Here is a 20,631-nt window from a genome sequence, read left to right on the forward strand (position 1 = left end):
GACTGGCTCAGATGAGCCGGTCTGTTTGAGATTTATGCAAAAGCAAAAAAGGATAAAGTAGTTCTAAAATTTTTCTGAAAAAAGCGAAATAGGATTGACAATCTACTTCAAAAGACAGACAATTTAAGATAGGACTGTAATTAGATTGGAGGAAATTAATATGAGTTTAGTACCTTACGTCATTGAGCAGACAAGTAGAGGAGAACGTAATTATGATATCTACTCACGTCTGTTAAAAGAAAGAATCATTTTCCTTGGAGAGGAAGTAAACGAGACAACAGCAAGCTTAGTGGTAGCTCAGTTGTTATTCTTAGAGTCAGAAGATCCAAATAAGGATATTCATTTATACATCAATTCCCCAGGTGGAATGGTAACCGCAGGTCTTGCTATTTATGATACTATGCAGTATATCAAATGTGATGTTGAGACAATCTGTATGGGTCTTGCAGCAAGTATGGGAGCATTCCTTTTAGCTGGTGGTACAAAAGGCAAGAGAATGGCTCTTCCAAATGCAGAAATCATGATTCATCAGCCATCCGGCGGAGCAAAAGGACAGGCAACAGAGATTCAGATTGCTGCAGAGAACATTTTAAAGACCAAGAAGAGATTGAACACGATTCTTGCAGAAAATACCGGTAAATCATACGAGCAGATTGCTGCAGATACAGAGAGAGATAATTACATGTCTGCACAGGAAGCAATGGAGTACGGTTTGATTGACAGAGTTATCACAAGCAGATAAAATAAGAATCAGAGACCAAGGAGACCTTATCCGAATCGCAAGATAAGATAGGGAAAGGGATTAGAAAATAATGTGAGGGTACCCCGGACGGGATGCCCTCATGTAGAATTATGGAGAGTAACGATGGCGGGAAGAAATGATGAGAAGTTCCGGTGTTCTTTCTGTGGAAAGACACAGGATCAGGCCAGAAAATTAATTGCAGGACCAAATGGTGCCTATATTTGTGACGAATGCGTAGAGATTTGCGCAGAAATCATCGAGGAAGAATTCGATGACGAAGAGGCAGGAAAAGAGACAGAAGATGCTAAAGAAAGCATCAATTTATTAAAACCAATTGAGTTGAAAGCTTTTTTGGATGACTATGTAATTGGACAGGATCAGGCAAAGAAAGTTTTGTCTGTTGCAGTATATAACCATTATAAGAGAATTATGGCAGGTGCAGACACCGGAGTTGAGTTACAGAAGAGTAACATTTTAATGTTAGGACCAACCGGATCTGGTAAGACATTGCTTGCCCAGACACTTGCAAGAGTGTTGAACGTTCCATTTGCAATCGCAGATGCAACAACATTGACAGAGGCCGGATATGTCGGTGAGGATGTGGAAAATATCCTTTTAAAACTGATTCAGGCAGCAGATTATGATATCTCACGTGCAGAACACGGTATTGTCTACATTGATGAGATTGATAAGATTACCAAGAAATCGGAAAACGTTTCCATTACACGTGATGTTTCCGGTGAGGGTGTGCAGCAGGCATTGCTTAAGATTTTAGAGGGAACGGTTGCGTCTGTTCCACCACAGGGTGGCAGAAAACATCCACAGCAGGAGCTTATCCAGATTGATACCACCAATATCTTATTCATTTGTGGTGGTGCATTTGATGGCCTTGAGAAGATTATCGAGACCCGTATGGACCAGAAATCTATCGGTTTCAACGTGGAAGTAAAAGGAAAGAACGAAGAAAATGTAGGTAAGTTATTTAAGAAAGCATTGCCACAGGACTTTGTCAAATTTGGCCTGATTCCAGAGTTTATCGGACGTGTGCCGGTAACAGTATCCTTAGATGCACTGGATAAAGAGGCATTGGTTCGTATCTTAAGAGAGCCAAAGAATTCACTTGTAAAACAGTATGAGAAATTATTTGAGTTAGATGGTGTTGCATTGGAATTCGATGACGATGCAATTGATGCAATCGCAGAGAAATCCCTCCAGCGTAAGACTGGTGCGAGAGGACTTCGTGCCATCATGGAAGGAGTCATGATGGATCTAATGTATCGTATTCCGTCAGACGAATCCATCTCAAAATGTGAGATTACAAAAGAAATCGTGGAGACCAATCTTGCATTAGAGGAGCAGGAAACACCACAGATAGAGGAAAAATAAATTGGAAGAATTAATTGTAACATTGCCTGCAGTTGCCCTTCGTGGAATGACAATTTTGCCAGGAATGATTGCACATTTTGATATCAGCCGTCCAAAATCCATCAAAGCCGTAGAAAAGGCAATGATGGAGGAACAAAAGATTTTTCTTGTGACACAAAAGGATGTGGAGCAGGAAGAACCGGGGCAGGATGATTTATACGAAATCGGAATTGTTGCGCAGATCAAGCAGGTAATCAAACTACAAAATAATATTATTCGAATCCTTGTGGAAGGAACAGAGCGAGCAAAGCTTAGAGGTTTCCTTGGGGAAACAGAGTATCTGCACGCAGAAATCTGCCTGCAGGAGAAAGAGCAGGAAGAACTGCCGGATGAAGTAAAAACAGGACTGGTTCGTGGAATACAGGAAACGTTTTTGAAGTATCTGGCTGTGAATCCAAAGCTTGGAAAAGAATTACAAAAGCAGATTGCGCAGACAACAGATTTAGAGAAACTGATGGATCTGATTGCCAATAATCTGCCGGTTCCATATCAGGAAAAACAAAAGATTCTTGAGGCGGTTACCCTGACAGACCGCTATGAAGTTCTGGTTGCCTTGCTGCTTCGTGAAATTGAAGTGACAGCAATCAAGAACGAGTTCCAGGCAAAGGTGAAGGAACGTGTTGACAAGAATCAGAAAGAATATATTTTGCGTGAGCAGATGAAGTTAATCCGCGAGGAGTTAGGCGAGGACAACACGGAGTCGGATGCGGATGGTTATCTGGAAGCATTAGGCAAGTTAAAAGCCAATAAGGCTGTGAAAGATAAAATCAAGAAAGAGATTGACCGTTTTAAGAATATCAGTTCCAGCTCGTCTGAGAGTGCGGTGACACGCGGCTATATTGAGACATTGTTAGAGCTTCCATGGGACAAAGCGTCAAAGGACAACAAGGATCTTTCCAATGCAGAGCGCATTTTAAATGAGGATCATTACGGTCTTTGGAAGGTAAAAGAACGTATGTTAGAGTTTCTTGCCGTGAGAAACTTAACCAAGAAAGGAGAAAGCCCAATCATTTGTCTGGTTGGACCTCCGGGAACCGGTAAGACCAGCATTGCACGTTCGGTTGCAAAAGCTTTGGATAAAAAATACGTTCGTATTTGTCTGGGCGGTGTCCGTGACGAGGCAGAGATTCGTGGACATAGAAAAACGTATGTTGGTGCGATGCCGGGTCGTATTGTCAACGGATTAAAGAGTGCAGGTGTCAAAAACCCATTGATGCTCTTAGATGAGATTGACAAGATGAGCAGTGATTACAAAGGAGATACAGCGTCCGCACTGTTAGAGGTTTTAGACGCAGAGCAGAACAACAAGTTCCGCGACCACTATGTGGAACTGCCGATTGATTTGTCGGAGGTCTTATTCATTGCGACCGCAAACTCTGTTTCGGATATTCCAAGACCGCTGCTTGACCGTATGGAGCTGATTGAAGTAACCAGCTACACAGAAAATGAGAAGCTACATATTGCAAAAGAACATCTTGTTGCAAAACAGCTTGAGCGGAATGGCTTACAAAAAGGACAGCTTACCATCAGTGATAAGGCTTTGGCGAAAATTATTTCCGCTTACACAAGGGAAGCCGGTGTGCGTAACCTGGAGCGTAAGCTTGGAGAAATTGCAAGAAAAGCTGCACGTGAAGTCTATGAAGGAAAGAAAAAGACCGTAAGAATTACCGAGCAGAACTTAGAAAAATACCTTGGAAAAGAAAAATACAGCTTTGATAAGGCAAACACAAGTGATGAAATCGGTATTGTCAGAGGTCTTGCATGGACGAGTGTGGGTGGCGATACATTAGAGATAGAAGTCAACGTGATGCCGGGAAAAGGTGAGTTCCAACTAACCGGCCAGCTTGGAGATGTCATGAAAGAATCTGCACAGGCCGGTATCAGTTATATCCGTTCTGTCAGTGAAGAATATAACATTCCGAAAGACTTTTTTAAGGAACATGACATTCATATCCACATTCCAGAAGGCGCTGTGCCAAAAGATGGTCCATCCGCTGGTATTACAATGGCAACTGCTATGCTTTCAGCCATCATCAAAAAGCCGGTGCGTGCCAATGTTGCAATGACCGGCGAGATTACGTTACGTGGACGTGTTCTTCCAATCGGAGGATTGAAGGAAAAGACGCTTGCAGCGAAAAATGCAGGAATTAAGACCATCTGTGTTCCAAAGAAGAACGAAAAGGACATTGAGGAAATCTCCGCAGAAATCAAAAAAGGGTTAAACATTGTTTTTGTAGAGCAGATGCAGGATGTATTAGACGTAGCATTTGTAAAATAAGGATGCAGGTATCGTACAGGTGGCATTTGTGAAATAGAAAGGATAAACATTATGGTAATTAAGAGCGTGAATCTGGAAACCGTCATTGGCATTACCAGTAAGATTCCAGATAACACTTTACCGGAGGTTGCATTTGCAGGAAAATCAAACGTTGGAAAATCATCGATGATTAACGCCCTGCTGAATCGCAAATCTCTGGCGCGTACATCCTCTCAGCCGGGAAAAACGCAGACCATCAACTTTTACAATATCAATGATGCGATGTATCTCGTAGACCTCCCAGGGTATGGTTATGCCAATGCGTCCGTCGAGGTAAAAGCAAAATGGGGCAAGATGATTGAAAAGTATCTGCATACTTCCAAACAGTTAAAGGCAGTATTCCTTCTGATTGACATTCGTCATGATCCATCTGCAAATGATAAGATGATGTATGAATGGATGGTATATCAGGGATTTAAACCAATTATTATTGCAACCAAGTTAGATAAAATCAAAAGAAGCCAGATTCAAAAACAGGTCAAGGCAATCAAAGAAGGCCTTAAGGTAGAGCCGGGAACTATCGTGATTCCATTCTCGTCAGAGACCAAACAGGGACGTGACGAGCTTTGGGAAGTGGTGGATTCCCTTGTATTACCACAAGAGGAAACAGAATCTGAAGCATAAGAAAAGGGACTGCAAAATCCCTTGAACAAAAAAAGCCAAGACCGCAAGGTCAATGGCAGGAGGTTAAGTATGAGAAAGAGAAGTTCGTATCGTGATGCGGTATGGGCTTCTCTTTTTTGGAAGAAGAATCAAATGGCAAAAATTACGAGAGATTTTGGCACGACAAACAGAAACGGGAAAGCCGTGCATCGACTTTCCCGTGTTAGAAATCAGGATTCTTCTTTTTCTAAAAATGAGACGTCCGCAAAATCCGCTTTTTCAGGCTTCCCATAGTCTGAATTTTCGGCAATGTAATCCTGAATGTTTTTGCGGAGAATCAGATTGATGTAAGACGAAAAGGTTCGATCGTCTTTTTCGGCTAATTCTTTTGTCATGCGTATAATATCATCATCTAAGCTAATGCTAACCTTTGATTTTAATGGCTTCATACCTAGTAACCATACCTTTCCACAGTATTGTAAAAATCTGGATTCTACAATGCATACTCCCTTTATTTGAGAAAATTATACTAAGAATTCGTATAAAATACGGAAAAGTAGGATAAAGTAGCATGAAGTAGTATTTTGACAAAAATAAATTTCAAGGGAAACAGAGATGTCAATTGCCTGGAAGAATAAGCAAGGGAAACAGAGATGTCAATTGCCTGGAAGAATAAACAAGGGAAACAGAGATGTCAATTGCCTGGAAGAATAAGCAAGGGAAACAGGAATATTATATGTCTGGAATAGGAAGCAAGTGAAATAGGAATATTTTTGTCGGGTATATTAGACAGGAACAGCAGGAAAGTGTTAATCCGGCATGTTAGGTGTGGTAAAAAGTGAAGTTACATGTTATATTGAAGTATAAGAGATGACTGGATAGGTTGGAATCCAGCTAAGCGCGTTTCAGATAATGAAAACTGTGATATTACGGAAGGGCATAGGATTTGTATGACAAAATTAGATGAGATTTTAAGACAGATTAATCGGCCACATGTTTATATTCAGACACACAATTTCCCAGACCCGGATGCAATTTCGAGTGCATACGGATTACAGCAATTGCTAAAGGCAAGAGGGATAAAGGCCTCCATTTGCTATAAAGGGAAAATTGAGCGGTACAGTACGGAAAAGTTGATTGAACTTTTGGATATTGAACTGTTAGATTTAGATGAGATGGAAGGAGATTTGTCGCAGGACGATGAAGTGATTCTGGTGGACGCACAAAAAGGAAACTCCAACATCATCGATATGACAGGGGAAGAAATCATTTGTATCGATCATCATCCGATTTTTGAAAAATATCCATATCGCTTCAAAGATATCCGGCCGGAGGTGGGAGCGTGTGCCTCCATTATTGCGCAGTACTATTTTGAAAATGAAATCCCAATGGATCAGAAAACAGCGACCGCACTGACGTTTGGAATCCGTATGGATACCGGCAGGCTTTCGCGCGGCGTCAGCAAACTGGACATGGAAATGCTTTATCAGATGTTTGACTTGTGCGACAGCCAGAGAATTCACATGCTTGAGAACAGCAATCTTTATTTTAATGATTTGATTGCGTATTCGGAGGCAATCTCAAGTATTCACGTTTATGGGAATATCAGTTTTGCAAATACCGGTCAGGACTGTCCGGAAGCATTGATTGCAAGCGTTTCTGATTTTATGCTTGCACTGGTGGAGGTATCTTTTTCCGTAGTCTATTCCTGGAAAAAGGAAGGAATCAAACTTTCAGTCCGAAGCGAGACACCGCGGTTAGATGCAGGAAAAATTATCAATGCTGCATTGCGGGGGCTTGGAAATGGCGGAGGACATGCTTCCATGGCAGGTGGATTCGTGCCATTCAGTGGAACGGAGCGCGAGGCAGACTTAATGTTTCGTAAGATTCAGGAGCGTTTTATTGAAGTGATAGACCCGGAACAAAAGCAGGAAACACACAAATACGTTGGAACTGCAAAGAAAGGGTGAAAAAGGGATGATTTATTCGTTTTTGGGAATTGATAAAATGGTGGGTATAAAGTACTGTATAAATGCCACTATCAAATGCCAAGAAAGGAATAAGAATGAAAAAGAAAGTAAGAAATGTTGTTTTTGCCATGCTTGCGATTGTATGCATGATTGCAAGTAATATTACCCCTATGACAGCATATGCACTGGACGGTGCATCAGGAGATGACATAAGAACATTTCAGTTTGATGTGACCTTTGAAGGAACAAGAATGGAAGGTACCTTTATTGAAGTTTTTGAGATGGACTTTGCAAGCACAAAGCCAACAGATCAAAAATATATCAAGATTGCAGAGGGAACCTCTGTTGTTTCCTGTAAGTTGAATTTAACACAACTGTTAATAGACAATAAGTTTATTTATACAAGATTTCTTTTACCGGAAGGGTATGAATTCAGTAACGTCGAGCTTGATGAAAATAACAATCCAACAGATATCCAGACGGATTACTGTGTATATGCCATTGAGGATTTGGAAGAGTATGCAGATGGTGATACGATTTCTTTTACGGATGTCATGAAGAAAGAACCACAAACACCGGATACACCAAGTACACCGGATACACCAGGTAACCCGTATACACCAAGCACACCAGATACTCCAAGTACGCCAGATGTACCAAGTACACCAGATACTCCAAGTACTCCAGACGTACCAAGTACCTCGGATGTACCAAGTAACCCAGATACACCAGGCACACCGGATGTGCCAGAAACCCCAGATACACCAAGCACGCCAGGAACATCAGGTACTGCTGTGACAACAACCAATCAGTGGAATGAAGTCAGCACGATGTTAAAGGAAAATGAGACTGGAAAAGTAAATGTGAAAAAGGATGCATCTTTCAGTACGGTAGTGGAAAAAGAAGTATTGAGTGATATTTTCCATACCATGAAAGATACCAAGAAAGATGTTACATTTTCCTTTGCAGATGAAGATGGAGACACCGCATATAGCTGGAGTTTTTCCGGAAGCGATATCACAAAGCCGGATGCCACTATTTTAGATTTTAAGGTGGAAACCAATGCGAAGATTGACGACGTGGAAAGTGCGATTACGGCAACCGGAACAAAAGGCCAGTATGAGACGGTTCATTTTTCACACGAAGGAGATTTACCGGGAACTGCAACCGTAACTGCAAAAGTAGATTTACCGGATCAGAAAGTTTATTTTTAATACTATAACCCTGTGACACGTTTCTTAGAGCTTGTCAGCGATCAGGCAGTGGTACAGAATGGATATGCAACATTCCAGATTGAGCATTGTTCTGATTACGTGTTATCCACAGAGAAGCTGGATTTAGATGCCGGTAAAAAGGTGGAAGAGACGCCACAGACTCCAAGTACTCCAAATACGGATACACCATCTGTGTCGGAGCAGAATGTACCACAGGTGCAGGCGTCCAGCGCACCAGATACCGCAGATATGTCAAACGGTGTTGTGCCGATGACGATTGGCTTGCTTGCCGGTGCAGCATTGTTATTTTTGAATACCAAAAAAGAAAAAGAATAACCACTTGACTTTTCAGGCTCTCATAGCTATACTTATTCCTAGATTTTATAAAATAAAGACGATGACGAAGACAGTAGTTTTTAGGAGAAAGGCAAAGAGAGCCGGAGTAGGTGAGAACCGGTGTGAGTATCCTGATTATGAACATCACTTCCAAGTTGCAGCTTGAAATTATTTCTGACAGAGCAGAAAATGTGGCAAATACATTTTTTACAAATGCAATCAGATAAGAGTAGATGCTGACGTTTTTCCAACGTTAACAGGAACGGGTATGAAATTTCTTATCTATCAGATAAGAGAGGAGTACATTGTAATTAGGTGGTACAACGACTTTTAAGGCTCTCGTCCTATTTACAGGACGGAGCCTTTTTCTGCTTTATAGGAAAATCCTATAAAGTCAACAAGAAATAAAGGAGATTGTGAAATGTATAACAAAGTTGAAACGAATATGAATTTCGTCGACAGAGAAAAACAGACAGAAAAGTTCTGGGAAGAACATGACATTTTTAAAAAATCCATGGAACAGCGTAAACAGTGTGAAACTTACACCTTTTACGATGGACCTCCAACTGCAAATGGTAAACCACATATCGGACACGTTTTAACACGTGTTATCAAAGATATGATTCCAAGATACCAGACCATGAAAGGAAAATACGTTCCGCGTAAAGCTGGATGGGATACACACGGTCTTCCAGTCGAACTTGAAGTTGAAAAAATGCTCGGCTTAAACGGAAAGGAGCAGATTGAAGAATACGGTATGGAGCCTTTCATCAAAAAATGTAAGGAATCTGTATGGAAATACAAAGGAATGTGGGAAGACTTCTCTGGAACTGTCGGTTTCTGGGCAGATATGGAGAACCCATATGTTACTTACGACAACAACTTTATCGAGTCCGAATGGTGGGCATTGAAACAGATTTGGGATAAGAAGTTATTATACAAAGGATTTAAGATTGTTCCTTACTGTCCTCGTTGTGGTACACCACTTTCTTCCGCAGAGGTTTCCCAGGGATACAAGACGGTGAAAGAACGTTCCGCAGTGGTTCGTTTTAAGGTAGTAGGAGAAGATGCTTACTTCCTTGCATGGACCACAACTCCATGGACACTTCCATCTAACGTGGCACTTTGTGTGAACCCGGATGAGACCTATGTAAAAGTAAAAGCAGCAGACGGCTATACTTATTACATGGCCGAGGCACTTCTTGACAAAGTTCTTGGCAAGCTTGGAACTCCTGCTAAGAAAGGAAAAGACGGCGAACCAGACCAGGAAGAAGTAAAAGCTTACGAAATTTTAGAGACTTACAAAGGAAAAGACTTAGAATACAAAGAATACGAGCCACTTTATGCATGTGCAGCAGAAGTTGCAGAAAAACAGCATAAAAAAGGTCACTTCGTAACCTGTGATTCCTATGTAACGATGTCAGACGGTACCGGTATCGTTCATATCGCACCTGCATTTGGTGAGGATGATGCAAATGTTGGACGTAAATATGACCTCCCATTTGTACAGTTTGTAAATGGAAAAGGTGAATTAACAGAAGAGACACCATACGCTGGCTTGTTTGTTAAGAAAGCAGACCCAGAAGTATTAAAAGACTTGGATGCGCAGGGCAAACTTTTTGACGCACCGAAATTCGAGCATGAATATCCACACTGCTGGAGATGTGATACTCCATTAATTTACTACGCAAGAGAATCCTGGTACATCAAAGAGACCGCTGTAAAAGATGACTTAATCCGCAACAACAATACCGTAAACTGGATTCCAGAATCCATCGGTAAAGGACGTTTCGGTAACTGGCTTGAAAATATTCAGGACTGGGCAATTTCCCGTAACCGTTACTGGGGAACTCCATTAAACATCTGGGAATGTGAATGTGGTCATCAGGAATGTATCGGAAGCCGTGAGGAACTTGCAAAACGTTCCGGTAATCCAGATGCTGCAAAAGTAGAGCTTCACAGACCATACATCGATGAAGTAACCTTTACCTGCCCGGATTGTGGAAAAACAATGCACCGTGTACCAGAAGTATTAGACTGCTGGTTTGATTCCGGAGCAATGCCATTTGCACAGCACCATTATCCATTTGAGAACAAAGATGTCTTTGAAAAACAGTTCCCGGCACAGTTTATTTCTGAAGCAGTAGATCAGACCCGTGGATGGTTCCATTCTCTGATGGCAGAATCTACACTCCTTTTCAATAAGGCACCTTACGAGAACGTTATCGTATTAGGTCATGTTCAGGATGAGAACGGACAGAAGATGTCAAAATCAAAAGGAAATGCAGTAGATCCATTCGAGGCATTAGAGACATACGGAGCAGATGCAATCCGCTGGTATTTCTACATCAACAGTGCACCATGGCTTCCAAACCGTTTCCATGGAAAAGCAGTACAGGAAGGACAGCGTAAATTCTTAAGTACTTTATGGAACACGTATGCATTCTTCGTACTTTATGCAAACATCGACAATTTCGATGCAACAAAATATACGTTAGACTATGACAAACTTTCCGTTATGGATAAGTGGCTGTTATCCAAATTGAACTCCGTTGTCGGAGAAGTTGACAACAACCTTGGAAATTACCGTATTCCAGAGGCTGCAAGAGCATTGGATGAGTTTGTCGATGAGATGAGTAACTGGTATGTAAGACGTTCCCGTGAACGTTTCTGGGCAAAAGGAATGGAGCAGGATAAGATTAATGCTTACATGACACTTTATACAGCACTTGTAACCATCAGTAAATGTGCAGCACCTATGGTTCCTTTCATGACAGAGGACATCTACCAGAACCTTGTTTGCTCTATTGATAAGAGTGCACCGGAAAGTATTCATTTGTGTGACTTCCCAGTGGTAAATGAAGCTCATATCGATAAAGAGTTAGAAAAGAACATGGACGAAGTCTTAAAGATTGTAGTAATGGGTCGTGCATGCCGTAACGGCGCAAACATCAAGAACCGTCAGCCAATCGGCAACATGTTTGTAAAGGCGCCGGTTGCACTTGATGCATTCTTTACAGAAATCATCGAGGATGAATTAAATGTGAAGAACGTAAGCTTTACCGATGATGTCAGCGCATACACAAGCTACACCTTCAAACCACAGCTTCGTACCGTAGGACCAAAATATGGTAAGTTCTTAGGACAAATCCAGAAAGCATTAGCAGGTCTTGATGGCAATAAAGCAATGGCTGAGTTAAAAGCCAATGGATTCCTTGCATTGCCGGAAGTAAATGATGACGTAAAACTTGCAGAAGAAGATTTACTGATTACCATGACGCAGATGGAAGGATATGTGACAGAGGGTGATAATACCGTGACGGTTGTCCTTGATACAAATCTGACACCGGAATTGTTAGAAGAAGGTTTTGTGCGTGAGATTATCAGTAAGATTCAGACTATGAGAAAAGAAGCTGGTTTCGAGGTTATGGATAAGATTGTGGTATCTTACGAGGCAGAAGGAAAAGCAGCAGAAATCTTTGAAAAACACGGAAATGAAATCATTGCCGAGGTTATGGGAAATGAAATTCATGCCGGCAACTTAGAAGGTTTCGAAAAAGAATGGAACATCAACGGTGAAAAAGTAACACTTGCCGTTAAGAAAACAGAATAATCATAAAAAATATAAAATCTGGCAGAATCGGTTGGGATATCTGCCAGATTTTGTTGTATAATAGTAGAATATTATGGAAATAAGTTTGATGTAGAAGGCGAAGGGATTTTATAAAGGAGGACTTGGAACGTGAAGAAACCGAAGTTTGACAAAAAGGAATTTATAGCAAGTATTGAGGAAAATCTGAAGAACTTATATCGTAAACGGTTAGACGAGGCAAACCAGCAGGAGATTTTCCAGGCAGTTTCCCTGCGGGTAAAAGAAACCATCATCGACCAGTGGATGGCAACCCAGAAGGCAATCAAAGAGGCGGATCCAAAGATGGTCTATTATATGTCGATGGAGTTTTTGATGGGGCGTGCATTAGGAAACAACCTCATTAACATGGCGGCATATGATGAGGTAAAAGAGGCATTAGAGGAAATCGGCTTTGACCTGAACGTGATTGAGGATCAGGAACCGGACCCGGCACTTGGCAATGGTGGTTTGGGGCGTCTTGCAGCCTGCTTTATGGAATCTTTGGCAACTTTGGGATATGCAGCTTACGGCTGTGGAATCCGTTACCGCTATGGTATGTTCAAACAAAAGATTGAGGACGGTTATCAGGTTGAGGTGCCGGATAACTGGTTAAAGGATGGCTATCCATTCGAATTAAAGAGATCCGAATATTCCTTTGAGGTCAAATTCGGCGGTTATGTAAGAGCGGAGGTAAGGGAGGACGGAAAAACACATTTTGTACAGGAAGGCTATCAGTCTGTCCTTGCCGTTCCTTATGATATGCCAATCGTCGGCTACAACAACAATATGGTCAATACCTTAATGATCTGGGATGCCCTTCCAAAAGAATGCTTTGAGTTGAATTCCTTCGATAAAGGAGATTACCACAAGGCAGTGGAGCAGGAGAATCTGGCGAGAAACCTGGTCGAAGTACTTTATCCAAACGATAACCATATTGCAGGAAAAGAGCTTCGCTTAAAACAGCAGTATTTCTTTGTATCCGCAAGTTTACAGCGTGCGATTGCAAGATATAAGAGAAGACACGATGATATTCATAAACTGCCGGAGAAGGTAACGTTCCAGCTGAATGACACGCATCCTACCGTAGCGGTTGCGGAACTGATGCGAATTCTTGTGGATGAGGAAGGACTGTCCTGGGAGGAAGCATGGGAGATTACGACAAAGTCCTGTGCGTACACCAATCATACGATTATGTCGGAGGCACTGGAAAAGTGGCCAATCGAAATCTTTTCCAGATTGCTGCCAAGAATTTACCAGATAGTAGAAGAAATTAACCGTAGGTTTATTTTGAACATTGAGGCAAAATTCCCAAACAATCCATATATGATTCAGAAGATGGCAATTATCTACGATGGTCAGGTGAAGATGGCACACCTTGCGATTGCAGCAGGTTATTCCGTAAATGGTGTGGCAAGACTTCATACGGAGATTTTAAAGAATCAGGAATTAAAAGAGTTTTATCAGATGTTCCCGGAGAAGTTCAACAACAAAACCAACGGTATTACGCAGCGTAGATTCTTACTTCACGGAGATCCGTTGTTAGCTTCCTGGGTAACTGACCACATTGGAAATGACTGGATTACCAACCTTTCCCACATCAAGAAACTTGCTATTTATGCGGATGATGAGAAGGCGCAGCAGGAATTTTTAAATATCAAATACCAGAACAAGTTAAGACTTGCAAAATACATCAAGGAGCACAATGGCATTGAGGTAGACCCGCGTTCTATTTTTGATGTGCAGGTCAAGAGGCTTCACGAATACAAACGTCAGCTGTTAAATATTTTACACGTCATGTATCTGTACAATGAATTAAAAGAACATCCAGATATGGAGTTCTATCCAAGAACCTTTATCTTTGGGGCAAAGGCGGCAGCAGGCTACCGCAATGCGAAGCTGACAATTAAGTTAATCAACAGTGTGGCAGATGTCATCAATCATGACAGCAGCATCAATGGCAAGATTAAGGTTGTCTTTATCGAGGATTACAAGGTATCAAATGCAGAGTGGATTTTTGCGGCTGCGGATGTCAGCGAACAGATTTCAACAGCCAGCAAGGAAGCATCGGGAACCGGCAATATGAAGTTCATGTTAAATGGTGCCTTAACACTTGGAACGATGGATGGAGCCAACGTGGAAATTGTCGAGGAAGTCGGCGAGGAGAATGCATTTATTTTTGGCATGAGCTCCGACGAGGTCATTGAGCATGAACAGAAACGTGATTATGACCCAATGCAGATTTTCAATCAGGATCAGGATATCCGGAAGGTGCTGATGCAGTTAATCAATGGTTATTATGCGCCGGATGATTCCGAACGTTTCCGCGATTTGTACAATTCACTTTTGAATACACAGTGTACGCAGTATGCAGACACTTACTTTATTCTTGCTGATTTCCGCTCTTATGCAGAAGCTCAAAAGCGCGTGATGAAAGCATATCAGGATGAAGCAGGATGGGCAAAGAGTGCGATTTTAAATATCGCACATTCGGGAAAATTCTCGTCCGACCGTACCATCGAAGAGTATGTAAAAGACATCTGGCATCTTGACCGTATCAAGGTTACGATGGAGGACTAAAGGTTTCCGAAAAAACAAAAAGATAGGTTGCGGGAAACCAGGATAAATTATATAATAAGAAAGCATAAACTTTTCGAAAAAGAAGATAGAAACTGGTTGACATAATATCAATCAGAGAGGGATAGAGGAGAAAGAAAATTGGAAAACAGACCACAGATTATTTTAACGGGAGATCGTCCAACCGGTAAATTACACGTAGGACATTATGCAGGATCTTTAAAAAGAAGAGTAGAGCTGCAGAATTCTGGCAAGTTTGATGAGATTTACATCATGATTGCAGATGCGCAGGCACTTACGGACAATGCGGATAATCCTGGCAAGATTCGTGACAATATCATCGAAGTTGCTCTTGATTATCTTTCAGTTGGAATTGATCCGGCAAAGGCAAATATTTTTATCCAGTCACATGTGACAGAACTGACAGAGCTTAGCTTTTATTATATGAACCTGGTTACCGTTTCCAGATTACAGCGTAACCCAACGGTAAAAGCAGAGATTCAGATGCGTAATTTTGAAGCAAGTATTCCGGTTGGATTTTTCAATTATCCAATCAGCCAGGCTGCTGACATTACCGCATTTGAGGCAACCACGGTTCCGGTTGGAGAAGACCAGATGCCGATGTTAGAGCAGACCAAAGAGATTGTACACAAGTTTAACAGTGTCTATGGCGAGACTCTGGTAGAGCCAAAGATTTTATTGCCGGACAATAAGGCATGTCTGCGTCTTCCTGGTATCGATGGAAAAGCGAAAATGAGTAAATCCTTAGGAAACTGTATCTACCTTTCCGAATCAGAAGCAGATGTGAAGAAAAAGGTAATGTCCATGTTTACGGACCCAGATCATATCCAGATTAGTGATCCGGGAAAACTGGAGGGCAATACCGTATTTACTTACCTGGATGCGTTCTGCAAGGATGAGCATTTTGCGGAATACTTACCAGAATATGCAAACTTAGATGAATTAAAGGCACATTATCAGAGAGGCGGACTTGGCGATGTGAAGGTCAAGAAATTCTTAAACAATGTGTTACAGGAAGAATTAAGCCCAATCCGTGCACGCCGTGCCGAATATGAGAAGAATCTGGATGAAGTTTACGATATCTTAAAGAGAGGCAGTGAGACTGCAAGAGAAAAAGCAGCAAAGACGCTTGCAAAAGTAAAACACTCCATGAAGATTGATTATTTTGAGGATGAAAGCTTTTTAGCAGAGCAGAAAAAGAAATACTCCAATTCATAGAACAGGAACAATGATATGGCATTTACGCATTTACATGTCCATACAGAGTTTTCACTTTTGGATGGATCGAATAAGATAAAAGAATACGTTGCCAGAGTCAAAGAACTTGGAATGAACAGTGCCGCCATCACAGACCACGGGGTCATGTATGGCGTCATTGACTTTTACAAGGAGGCAAAGGCACAGGGAATCAACCCGATTTTAGGGTGCGAGGTGTATGTGGCGCCGAATTCCCGTTTCGACAGAGAATTGTCGCATGGGGACGATCGTTACTACCATCTGGTATTGTTAGCGGAGAATAACCAGGGCTACCAGAACCTGATGAAGATTGTTTCAAAAGGTTTTGTCGATGGTTATTACTACAAACCACGTGTGGATATGGAAGTCTTAGAAAAGTATCACGAAGGGATTATCGCATTAAGCGCCTGCCTGGCGGGGGAGGTGCAGCGATATCTGGTTCGTGGTCTTTACGAAGAAGCGAAAACGGTTGCGCAAAAGTATGAGAACTGCTTTGGAAAAGGCAACTTTTTCTTAGAACTTCAGGACCATGGAATCCCGGAGCAGAAGATGGTGAATCCGCAGTTGCTGCGCATGAGTGAGGAACTTGGAATTGAGTTAGTTGCAACAAACGATGTGCACTACACTTATGCGGAGGATGCGGAGGCGCATGACATCTTACTTTGTATCCAGACCGGGAAAAAATTAGCGGATGAAGACCGTATGCGCTACGAAGGCGGACAGTATTATGTGAAGTCGGAAGAGGAGATGCGTTCACTTTTCCCGTATGCACTTCAGGCAATCGAGAATACGCAAAAGATAGCAGACCGCTGTCACGTCGAGATAGAATTTGGTGTGACAAAGCTGCCACATTTTGATGTGCCGGAAGGATATAATTCCTGGACCTATCTGAATAAATTGTGCCACGACGGATTGAAAGACCGCTATCCAAAGAAATGGGAAGAGCTGCTTCCGAAGCTTGATTATGAGCTTGGCGTTATCCAGAAGATGGGATACGTCGATTATTTTTTGATTGTATGGGATTTTATCAACTATGCCAGAACACACGGAATTCCGGTCGGACCGGGACGAGGCAGTGCGGCAGGAAGCCTGGTATCTTATACAACCGGTATTACGAATATCGACCCGATTAAATACAGCTTGCTGTTTGAGCGTTTCTTAAACCCGGAACGAGTTACCATGCCGGATATTGATATCGACTTCTGCTATGAGAGGCGAAGTGAGGTTATCGATTACGTCATCAAAAAATACGGTGCAGACTGTGTGACACAGATTGTGACGTTTGGAACGTTAAAGGCAAAAGGCGTGGTCCGTGACGTCGGACGAGTCATGGATTTGCCATACGCATTTTGTGACAAGATTTCCAAAAGCATTCCAGATGAGCTTGGAATTACAATCGAAAAGGCTCTGACGATGAATCCAGAGCTCCGTGCGATGTATGAGTCAGACGCGACTGTTAAGAACCTGCTTGATATGTCAAAGCGATTAGAAGGGCTGCCACGTCATACTTCCATGCATGCAGCAGGTGTCGTAATCTCACAGAAGGCGATGGATGAGTACGTGCCATTGTCGAGAGGTTCGGACGGTACGATCACAACACAGTACATCATGACGACCATCGAAGAACTTGGACTTTTAAAGATGGACTTTTTAGGTCTTCGTACCTTAACGGTCATTGACAATGCGGTCAAGCTGGTAAAAAGAAATTACGGCGTGGAAATCGATGTGGATCGCATTGATTATGATGATAAAAAAGTATTAGAATCGATTGGAACCGGCCACACAGAAGGCATTTTCCAGCTAGAGAGTGCCGGAATGAAGAACTTCATGAAGGAGTTAAGACCGCAGAGCCTTGAGGATGTCATTGCGGGAATTTCACTGTATCGTCCGGGTCCAATGGACTTTATTCCAAAGTACATCAAAGGAAAAAATGAGCCGGACAGCATCAGTTATGTATGCCCGGAATTAGAGCCAATCCTAGAGCCGACCTACGGCTGTATTGTCTATCAGGAACAGGTAATGCAGATAGTACAGAGCCTTGCCGGTTATACGATGGGACAGGCGGATAACATCCGTCGTGCGATGAGTAAAAAGAAACAGTATGTCATCGATGCGGAGCGCCAGAACTTTGTTTATGGGAACGAAGAGGAAGGCATCAAAGGATGTATCAACAATGGCATCAGCGAGAAGGCAGCGAATGAGATTTACGATTCCATGGTAGATTTCGCGAAGTATGCGTTTAACAAATCGCATGCAGCAGCCTATGCCGTGGTTTCCTATCAGACCGCATTCTTGAAATTCTACTATCCGGTAGAATTCATGGCTGCCCTGATGACGTCCGTACTGGATAATACCAGAAAAGTATCGGAATACATTTACACTTGTCGTCAGATGGGAATCAAAGTGCTGTCACCGGATATCAATGCCGGTGAAGGTGTGTTCTCTGCGGATACGGAAGGAATCCGCTATGGACTCTATGCCATCAAGAGCATTGGACGTCCGGTTGTGGATGCGATTATTGAGGAACGTAATCAGAATGGACCATATTCCACACTCCAGAACTTTATTGAGCGTGTGTGTGGGCGTGAAATCAATAAGAGAGCCATTGAGAACCTGATTAAAGCGGGAGCCTGTGACTGCCTGGATGGAAACCGCCAGCAGATGGTGCTTAGCTATGCGATGATTTTAGACAATGTCAACAGCCAGCGGAAAAAATCCATGGAAGGCCAGATGAGCCTGTTTGATTTTGCTTCCGAGGAAGATAAGAAAAGTTACGAGATGAAATATCCAAACGTGGAGGAATATCCAAAGGAAGTGAAGTTAGGATATGAAAAAGAAGTGCTTGGCATCTACTTAAGTGGTCATCCTTTGGAAGAGTACGAGGAAAAATGGCGCAAGAGCATTTCGAAGGTGACGACGGACTTTATTCTGGATGAAGAAACCAATGAAATCAAGGTAAAAGATAACGAGAAAGTCACCGTCGGTGGAATCATCACGGAAAAGACCATCAAGTACACGAAGAACAATAAGACGATGGCATTCCTGACGATTGAGGATCTGGTTGGAACGGTGGAAGTGATTGTGTTCCCAAGGGATTACGAGCGCTATCACACGATGATTGAGGAGGACGAGAAGGTCTTTATCCAGGGACATGCCAATGTCGAGGAAGAGAAAAACGGCAAAATCATCTGTGAAAAGGTGATTCCGTTTGATGACACCAGCCGTGAAGTCTGGTTAAAGTTTCCGACCAAGGAAGCCTATGAAGAAAAGGAAAAAGAACTCTTTTCCATGCTTCATGATTCCGATGGAAAAGACAGTGTTGTCATCTATACTTCATCCCCGAAAGCAATAAAAAAATTGCCGGCAAGTCAGAACATCAAAGCGGATTCTGAGATTGTGAACAATTTAACTAACTTTTTGGGCGAAAATAATGTAAAAGTTGTAGAAAAATCCATTGAAAACAGACGCTAAAGAGATTAAAATGATAGAGATAGAAGATTAGTATATATTTTCGACGGGTATATTTTAGGAGGAACTAAAAAATGGCAAAAGAAGTAAAAACAATTGGTGTTTTAACAAGTGGTGGAGATGCACCAGGAATGAATGCTGCAGTACGTGCCGTTGTACGTCAGGCATTATCAAAAGGGTTAAAAGTTAAAGGAATTAAGAGAGGATATGCAGGACTTCTTCAGGAAGAGATTTTCGATATGGAAGCAAAAGACGTATCCGATATTATAAACCGTGGTGGTACTATTTTACAGACTGCACGTTGCTTAGAGTTCAAGGAATTAGAGTATCAGAAGAAAGCTGCTGAGATTTGCAAGAAACACGGCATTGATGGTATCGTTGTTATTGGTGGTGACGGTTCTTTCCAGGGAGCTCAGAAGTTAGCTGCTCTTGGAATCAACACAATCGGACTTCCAGGAACCATCGACCTTGATATTGCATGTACAGAGTACACTATTGGTTTCGATACAGCCGTTAACACAGCAATGGAAGCAATCGATAAGATTCGTGATACTTCTACTTCTCATGAGAGATGTTCTATCATCGAGGTTATGGGACGTGGCGCTGGTTACATCGCATTATGGTGCGGTATTGCCAACGGTGCTGAGGAAGTATTACTTCCAGAAAAATATGACTTTGATGAGCAGAAGCTTGTAAACAACATCATCGAGAGCAGAAAACGTGGTAAACAGCATTACATCATCATCAATGCAGAAGGTATCGGACATTCTGCAAGCATGGCTAAGAGAATCGAAGCTGCAACCGGTATGGAAACAAGAGCAACTATCTTAGGACATATGCAGCGTGGTGGTAACCCAACAGCAAAAGACCGTGTATACGCTTCTACCATGGGTGCATTGGCAGTTGATTTACTTTGCGAAGGAAAGAGCAACCGTGTCGTTGGATACCGTCACGGAGAATTCGTTGATTTTGATATCGATGAAGCACTTGCAATGCAGAAATCGATTCCAGAATACGAATACGAAATCTGTCATAACCTTTCCATCTAAGAGGTGGGACAGGCTGGATACAAAACAGCCAGGAAATCGAATAGA

General features: G+C 42.1%; 13 protein-coding genes. 12 read left to right on the forward strand and 1 reads right to left on the reverse strand.

Annotated features, from left to right (window positions below; all coding sequences use genetic code 11):
- Positions 1-160 precede the first annotated feature (160 nt).
- The 4 genes from clpP (at position 161) to yihA (ending at position 5,108) form a co-directional block, all read left to right on the forward strand.
- Entirely contained in the window at positions 161-742 is a 582-nt protein-coding gene (gene clpP / locus BIV16_RS00675; protein WP_075679869.1) for an ATP-dependent Clp endopeptidase proteolytic subunit ClpP, read from the forward strand.
- Between the two features lie 123 nt (positions 743-865).
- Positions 866-2,128 (forward strand): ATP-dependent Clp protease ATP-binding subunit ClpX, encoded by a 1,263-nt coding sequence (clpX, locus tag BIV16_RS00680; protein ID WP_075679868.1) that lies wholly within the window; start codon positions 866-868, stop codon positions 2,126-2,128.
- 46 nt (positions 2,129-2,174) lie between these two features.
- The gene (lon, locus tag BIV16_RS00685) at positions 2,175-4,445 is read left to right on the forward strand and encodes an endopeptidase La (RefSeq protein ID WP_242940356.1); all 2,271 of its coding nucleotides are present in this window, start codon (positions 2,175-2,177) and stop codon (positions 4,443-4,445) included.
- Between the two features lie 51 nt (positions 4,446-4,496).
- Positions 4,497-5,108 (forward strand): ribosome biogenesis GTP-binding protein YihA/YsxC, encoded by a 612-nt coding sequence (gene yihA, locus BIV16_RS00690; RefSeq protein WP_075679866.1) that lies wholly within the window; start codon positions 4,497-4,499, stop codon positions 5,106-5,108.
- Between the two features lie 209 nt (positions 5,109-5,317).
- Here the strand turns inward: yihA and BIV16_RS00695 are convergent, their stop codons facing one another.
- Positions 5,318-5,536 carry a hypothetical protein gene (locus tag BIV16_RS00695; protein WP_075679865.1) on the reverse strand — a complete coding sequence of 73 codons (219 nt, stop codon included), beginning with the start codon at positions 5,534-5,536 and terminating at the stop codon, positions 5,318-5,320.
- Positions 5,537-6,037: 501 nt separating this feature from the next.
- Here BIV16_RS00695 and BIV16_RS00700 point away from each other — a divergent pair.
- From BIV16_RS00700 to pfkA, 8 genes are all read left to right on the forward strand, one after another.
- The gene (locus tag BIV16_RS00700) at positions 6,038-7,057 is read left to right on the forward strand and encodes a DHH family phosphoesterase (protein WP_075679864.1); all 1,020 of its coding nucleotides are present in this window, start codon (positions 6,038-6,040) and stop codon (positions 7,055-7,057) included.
- A gap of 95 nt (positions 7,058-7,152) precedes the next feature.
- Positions 7,153-8,271: a hypothetical protein gene (locus BIV16_RS00705; RefSeq protein WP_242940345.1), complete on the forward strand. Its 1,119-nt coding sequence runs from the start codon at positions 7,153-7,155 to the stop codon at positions 8,269-8,271.
- Between the two features lie 12 nt (positions 8,272-8,283).
- A complete protein-coding gene (locus tag BIV16_RS00710) occupies positions 8,284-8,607 on the forward strand; it encodes a hypothetical protein (protein ID WP_075679861.1) in 324 nt (107 codons plus the stop codon).
- Between the two features lie 421 nt (positions 8,608-9,028).
- Entirely contained in the window at positions 9,029-12,220 is a 3,192-nt protein-coding gene (gene ileS, locus BIV16_RS00715) for an isoleucine--tRNA ligase (protein ID WP_075679860.1), read from the forward strand.
- A 129-nt stretch (positions 12,221-12,349) separates the two neighbouring features.
- On the forward strand, positions 12,350-14,815 hold the full coding sequence (locus BIV16_RS00720) for a glycogen/starch/alpha-glucan phosphorylase (RefSeq protein ID WP_075679859.1): 2,466 nt from the start codon (positions 12,350-12,352) through the stop codon (positions 14,813-14,815).
- A gap of 138 nt (positions 14,816-14,953) precedes the next feature.
- Positions 14,954-16,051: a tryptophan--tRNA ligase gene (gene trpS / locus BIV16_RS00725; protein ID WP_075679858.1), complete on the forward strand. Its 1,098-nt coding sequence runs from the start codon at positions 14,954-14,956 to the stop codon at positions 16,049-16,051.
- A 15-nt stretch (positions 16,052-16,066) separates the two neighbouring features.
- Positions 16,067-19,540 carry a DNA polymerase III subunit alpha gene (locus tag BIV16_RS00730; RefSeq protein WP_075679857.1) on the forward strand — a complete coding sequence of 1,158 codons (3,474 nt, stop codon included), beginning with the start codon at positions 16,067-16,069 and terminating at the stop codon, positions 19,538-19,540.
- Positions 19,541-19,611: 71 nt separating this feature from the next.
- Positions 19,612-20,586 carry a 6-phosphofructokinase gene (pfkA, locus tag BIV16_RS00735; RefSeq protein ID WP_075679856.1) on the forward strand — a complete coding sequence of 325 codons (975 nt, stop codon included), beginning with the start codon at positions 19,612-19,614 and terminating at the stop codon, positions 20,584-20,586.
- Positions 20,587-20,631 lie beyond the last annotated feature (45 nt).

The sequence above is a fragment of the Roseburia sp. 831b genome (genome assembly GCF_001940165.2).
Lineage (GTDB): Bacteria > Bacillota > Clostridia > Lachnospirales > Lachnospiraceae > Roseburia.

Bases quoted from the DNA above. Each gene is read 5' to 3' on its own strand.
- clpP (WP_075679869.1), top strand. From the start codon at position 161: ATGAGTTTAGTACCTTACGTCATTGAGCAGACAAGTAGAGGAGAACGT.
- clpX (WP_075679868.1), top strand. From the start codon at position 866: ATGGCGGGAAGAAATGATGAGAAGTTCCGGTGTTCTTTCTGTGGAAAG.
- lon (WP_242940356.1), top strand. From the start codon at position 2,175: ATGACAATTTTGCCAGGAATGATTGCACATTTTGATATCAGCCGTCCA.
- yihA (WP_075679866.1), top strand. From the start codon at position 4,497: ATGGTAATTAAGAGCGTGAATCTGGAAACCGTCATTGGCATTACCAGT.
- BIV16_RS00695 (WP_075679865.1), bottom strand. From the start codon at position 5,536: ATGAAGCCATTAAAATCAAAGGTTAGCATTAGCTTAGATGATGATATT.
- BIV16_RS00700 (WP_075679864.1), top strand. From the start codon at position 6,038: ATGACAAAATTAGATGAGATTTTAAGACAGATTAATCGGCCACATGTT.
- BIV16_RS00705 (WP_242940345.1), top strand. From the start codon at position 7,153: ATGAAAAAGAAAGTAAGAAATGTTGTTTTTGCCATGCTTGCGATTGTA.
- ileS (WP_075679860.1), top strand. From the start codon at position 9,029: ATGTATAACAAAGTTGAAACGAATATGAATTTCGTCGACAGAGAAAAA.
- BIV16_RS00730 (WP_075679857.1), top strand. From the start codon at position 16,067: ATGGCATTTACGCATTTACATGTCCATACAGAGTTTTCACTTTTGGAT.
- pfkA (WP_075679856.1), top strand. From the start codon at position 19,612: ATGGCAAAAGAAGTAAAAACAATTGGTGTTTTAACAAGTGGTGGAGAT.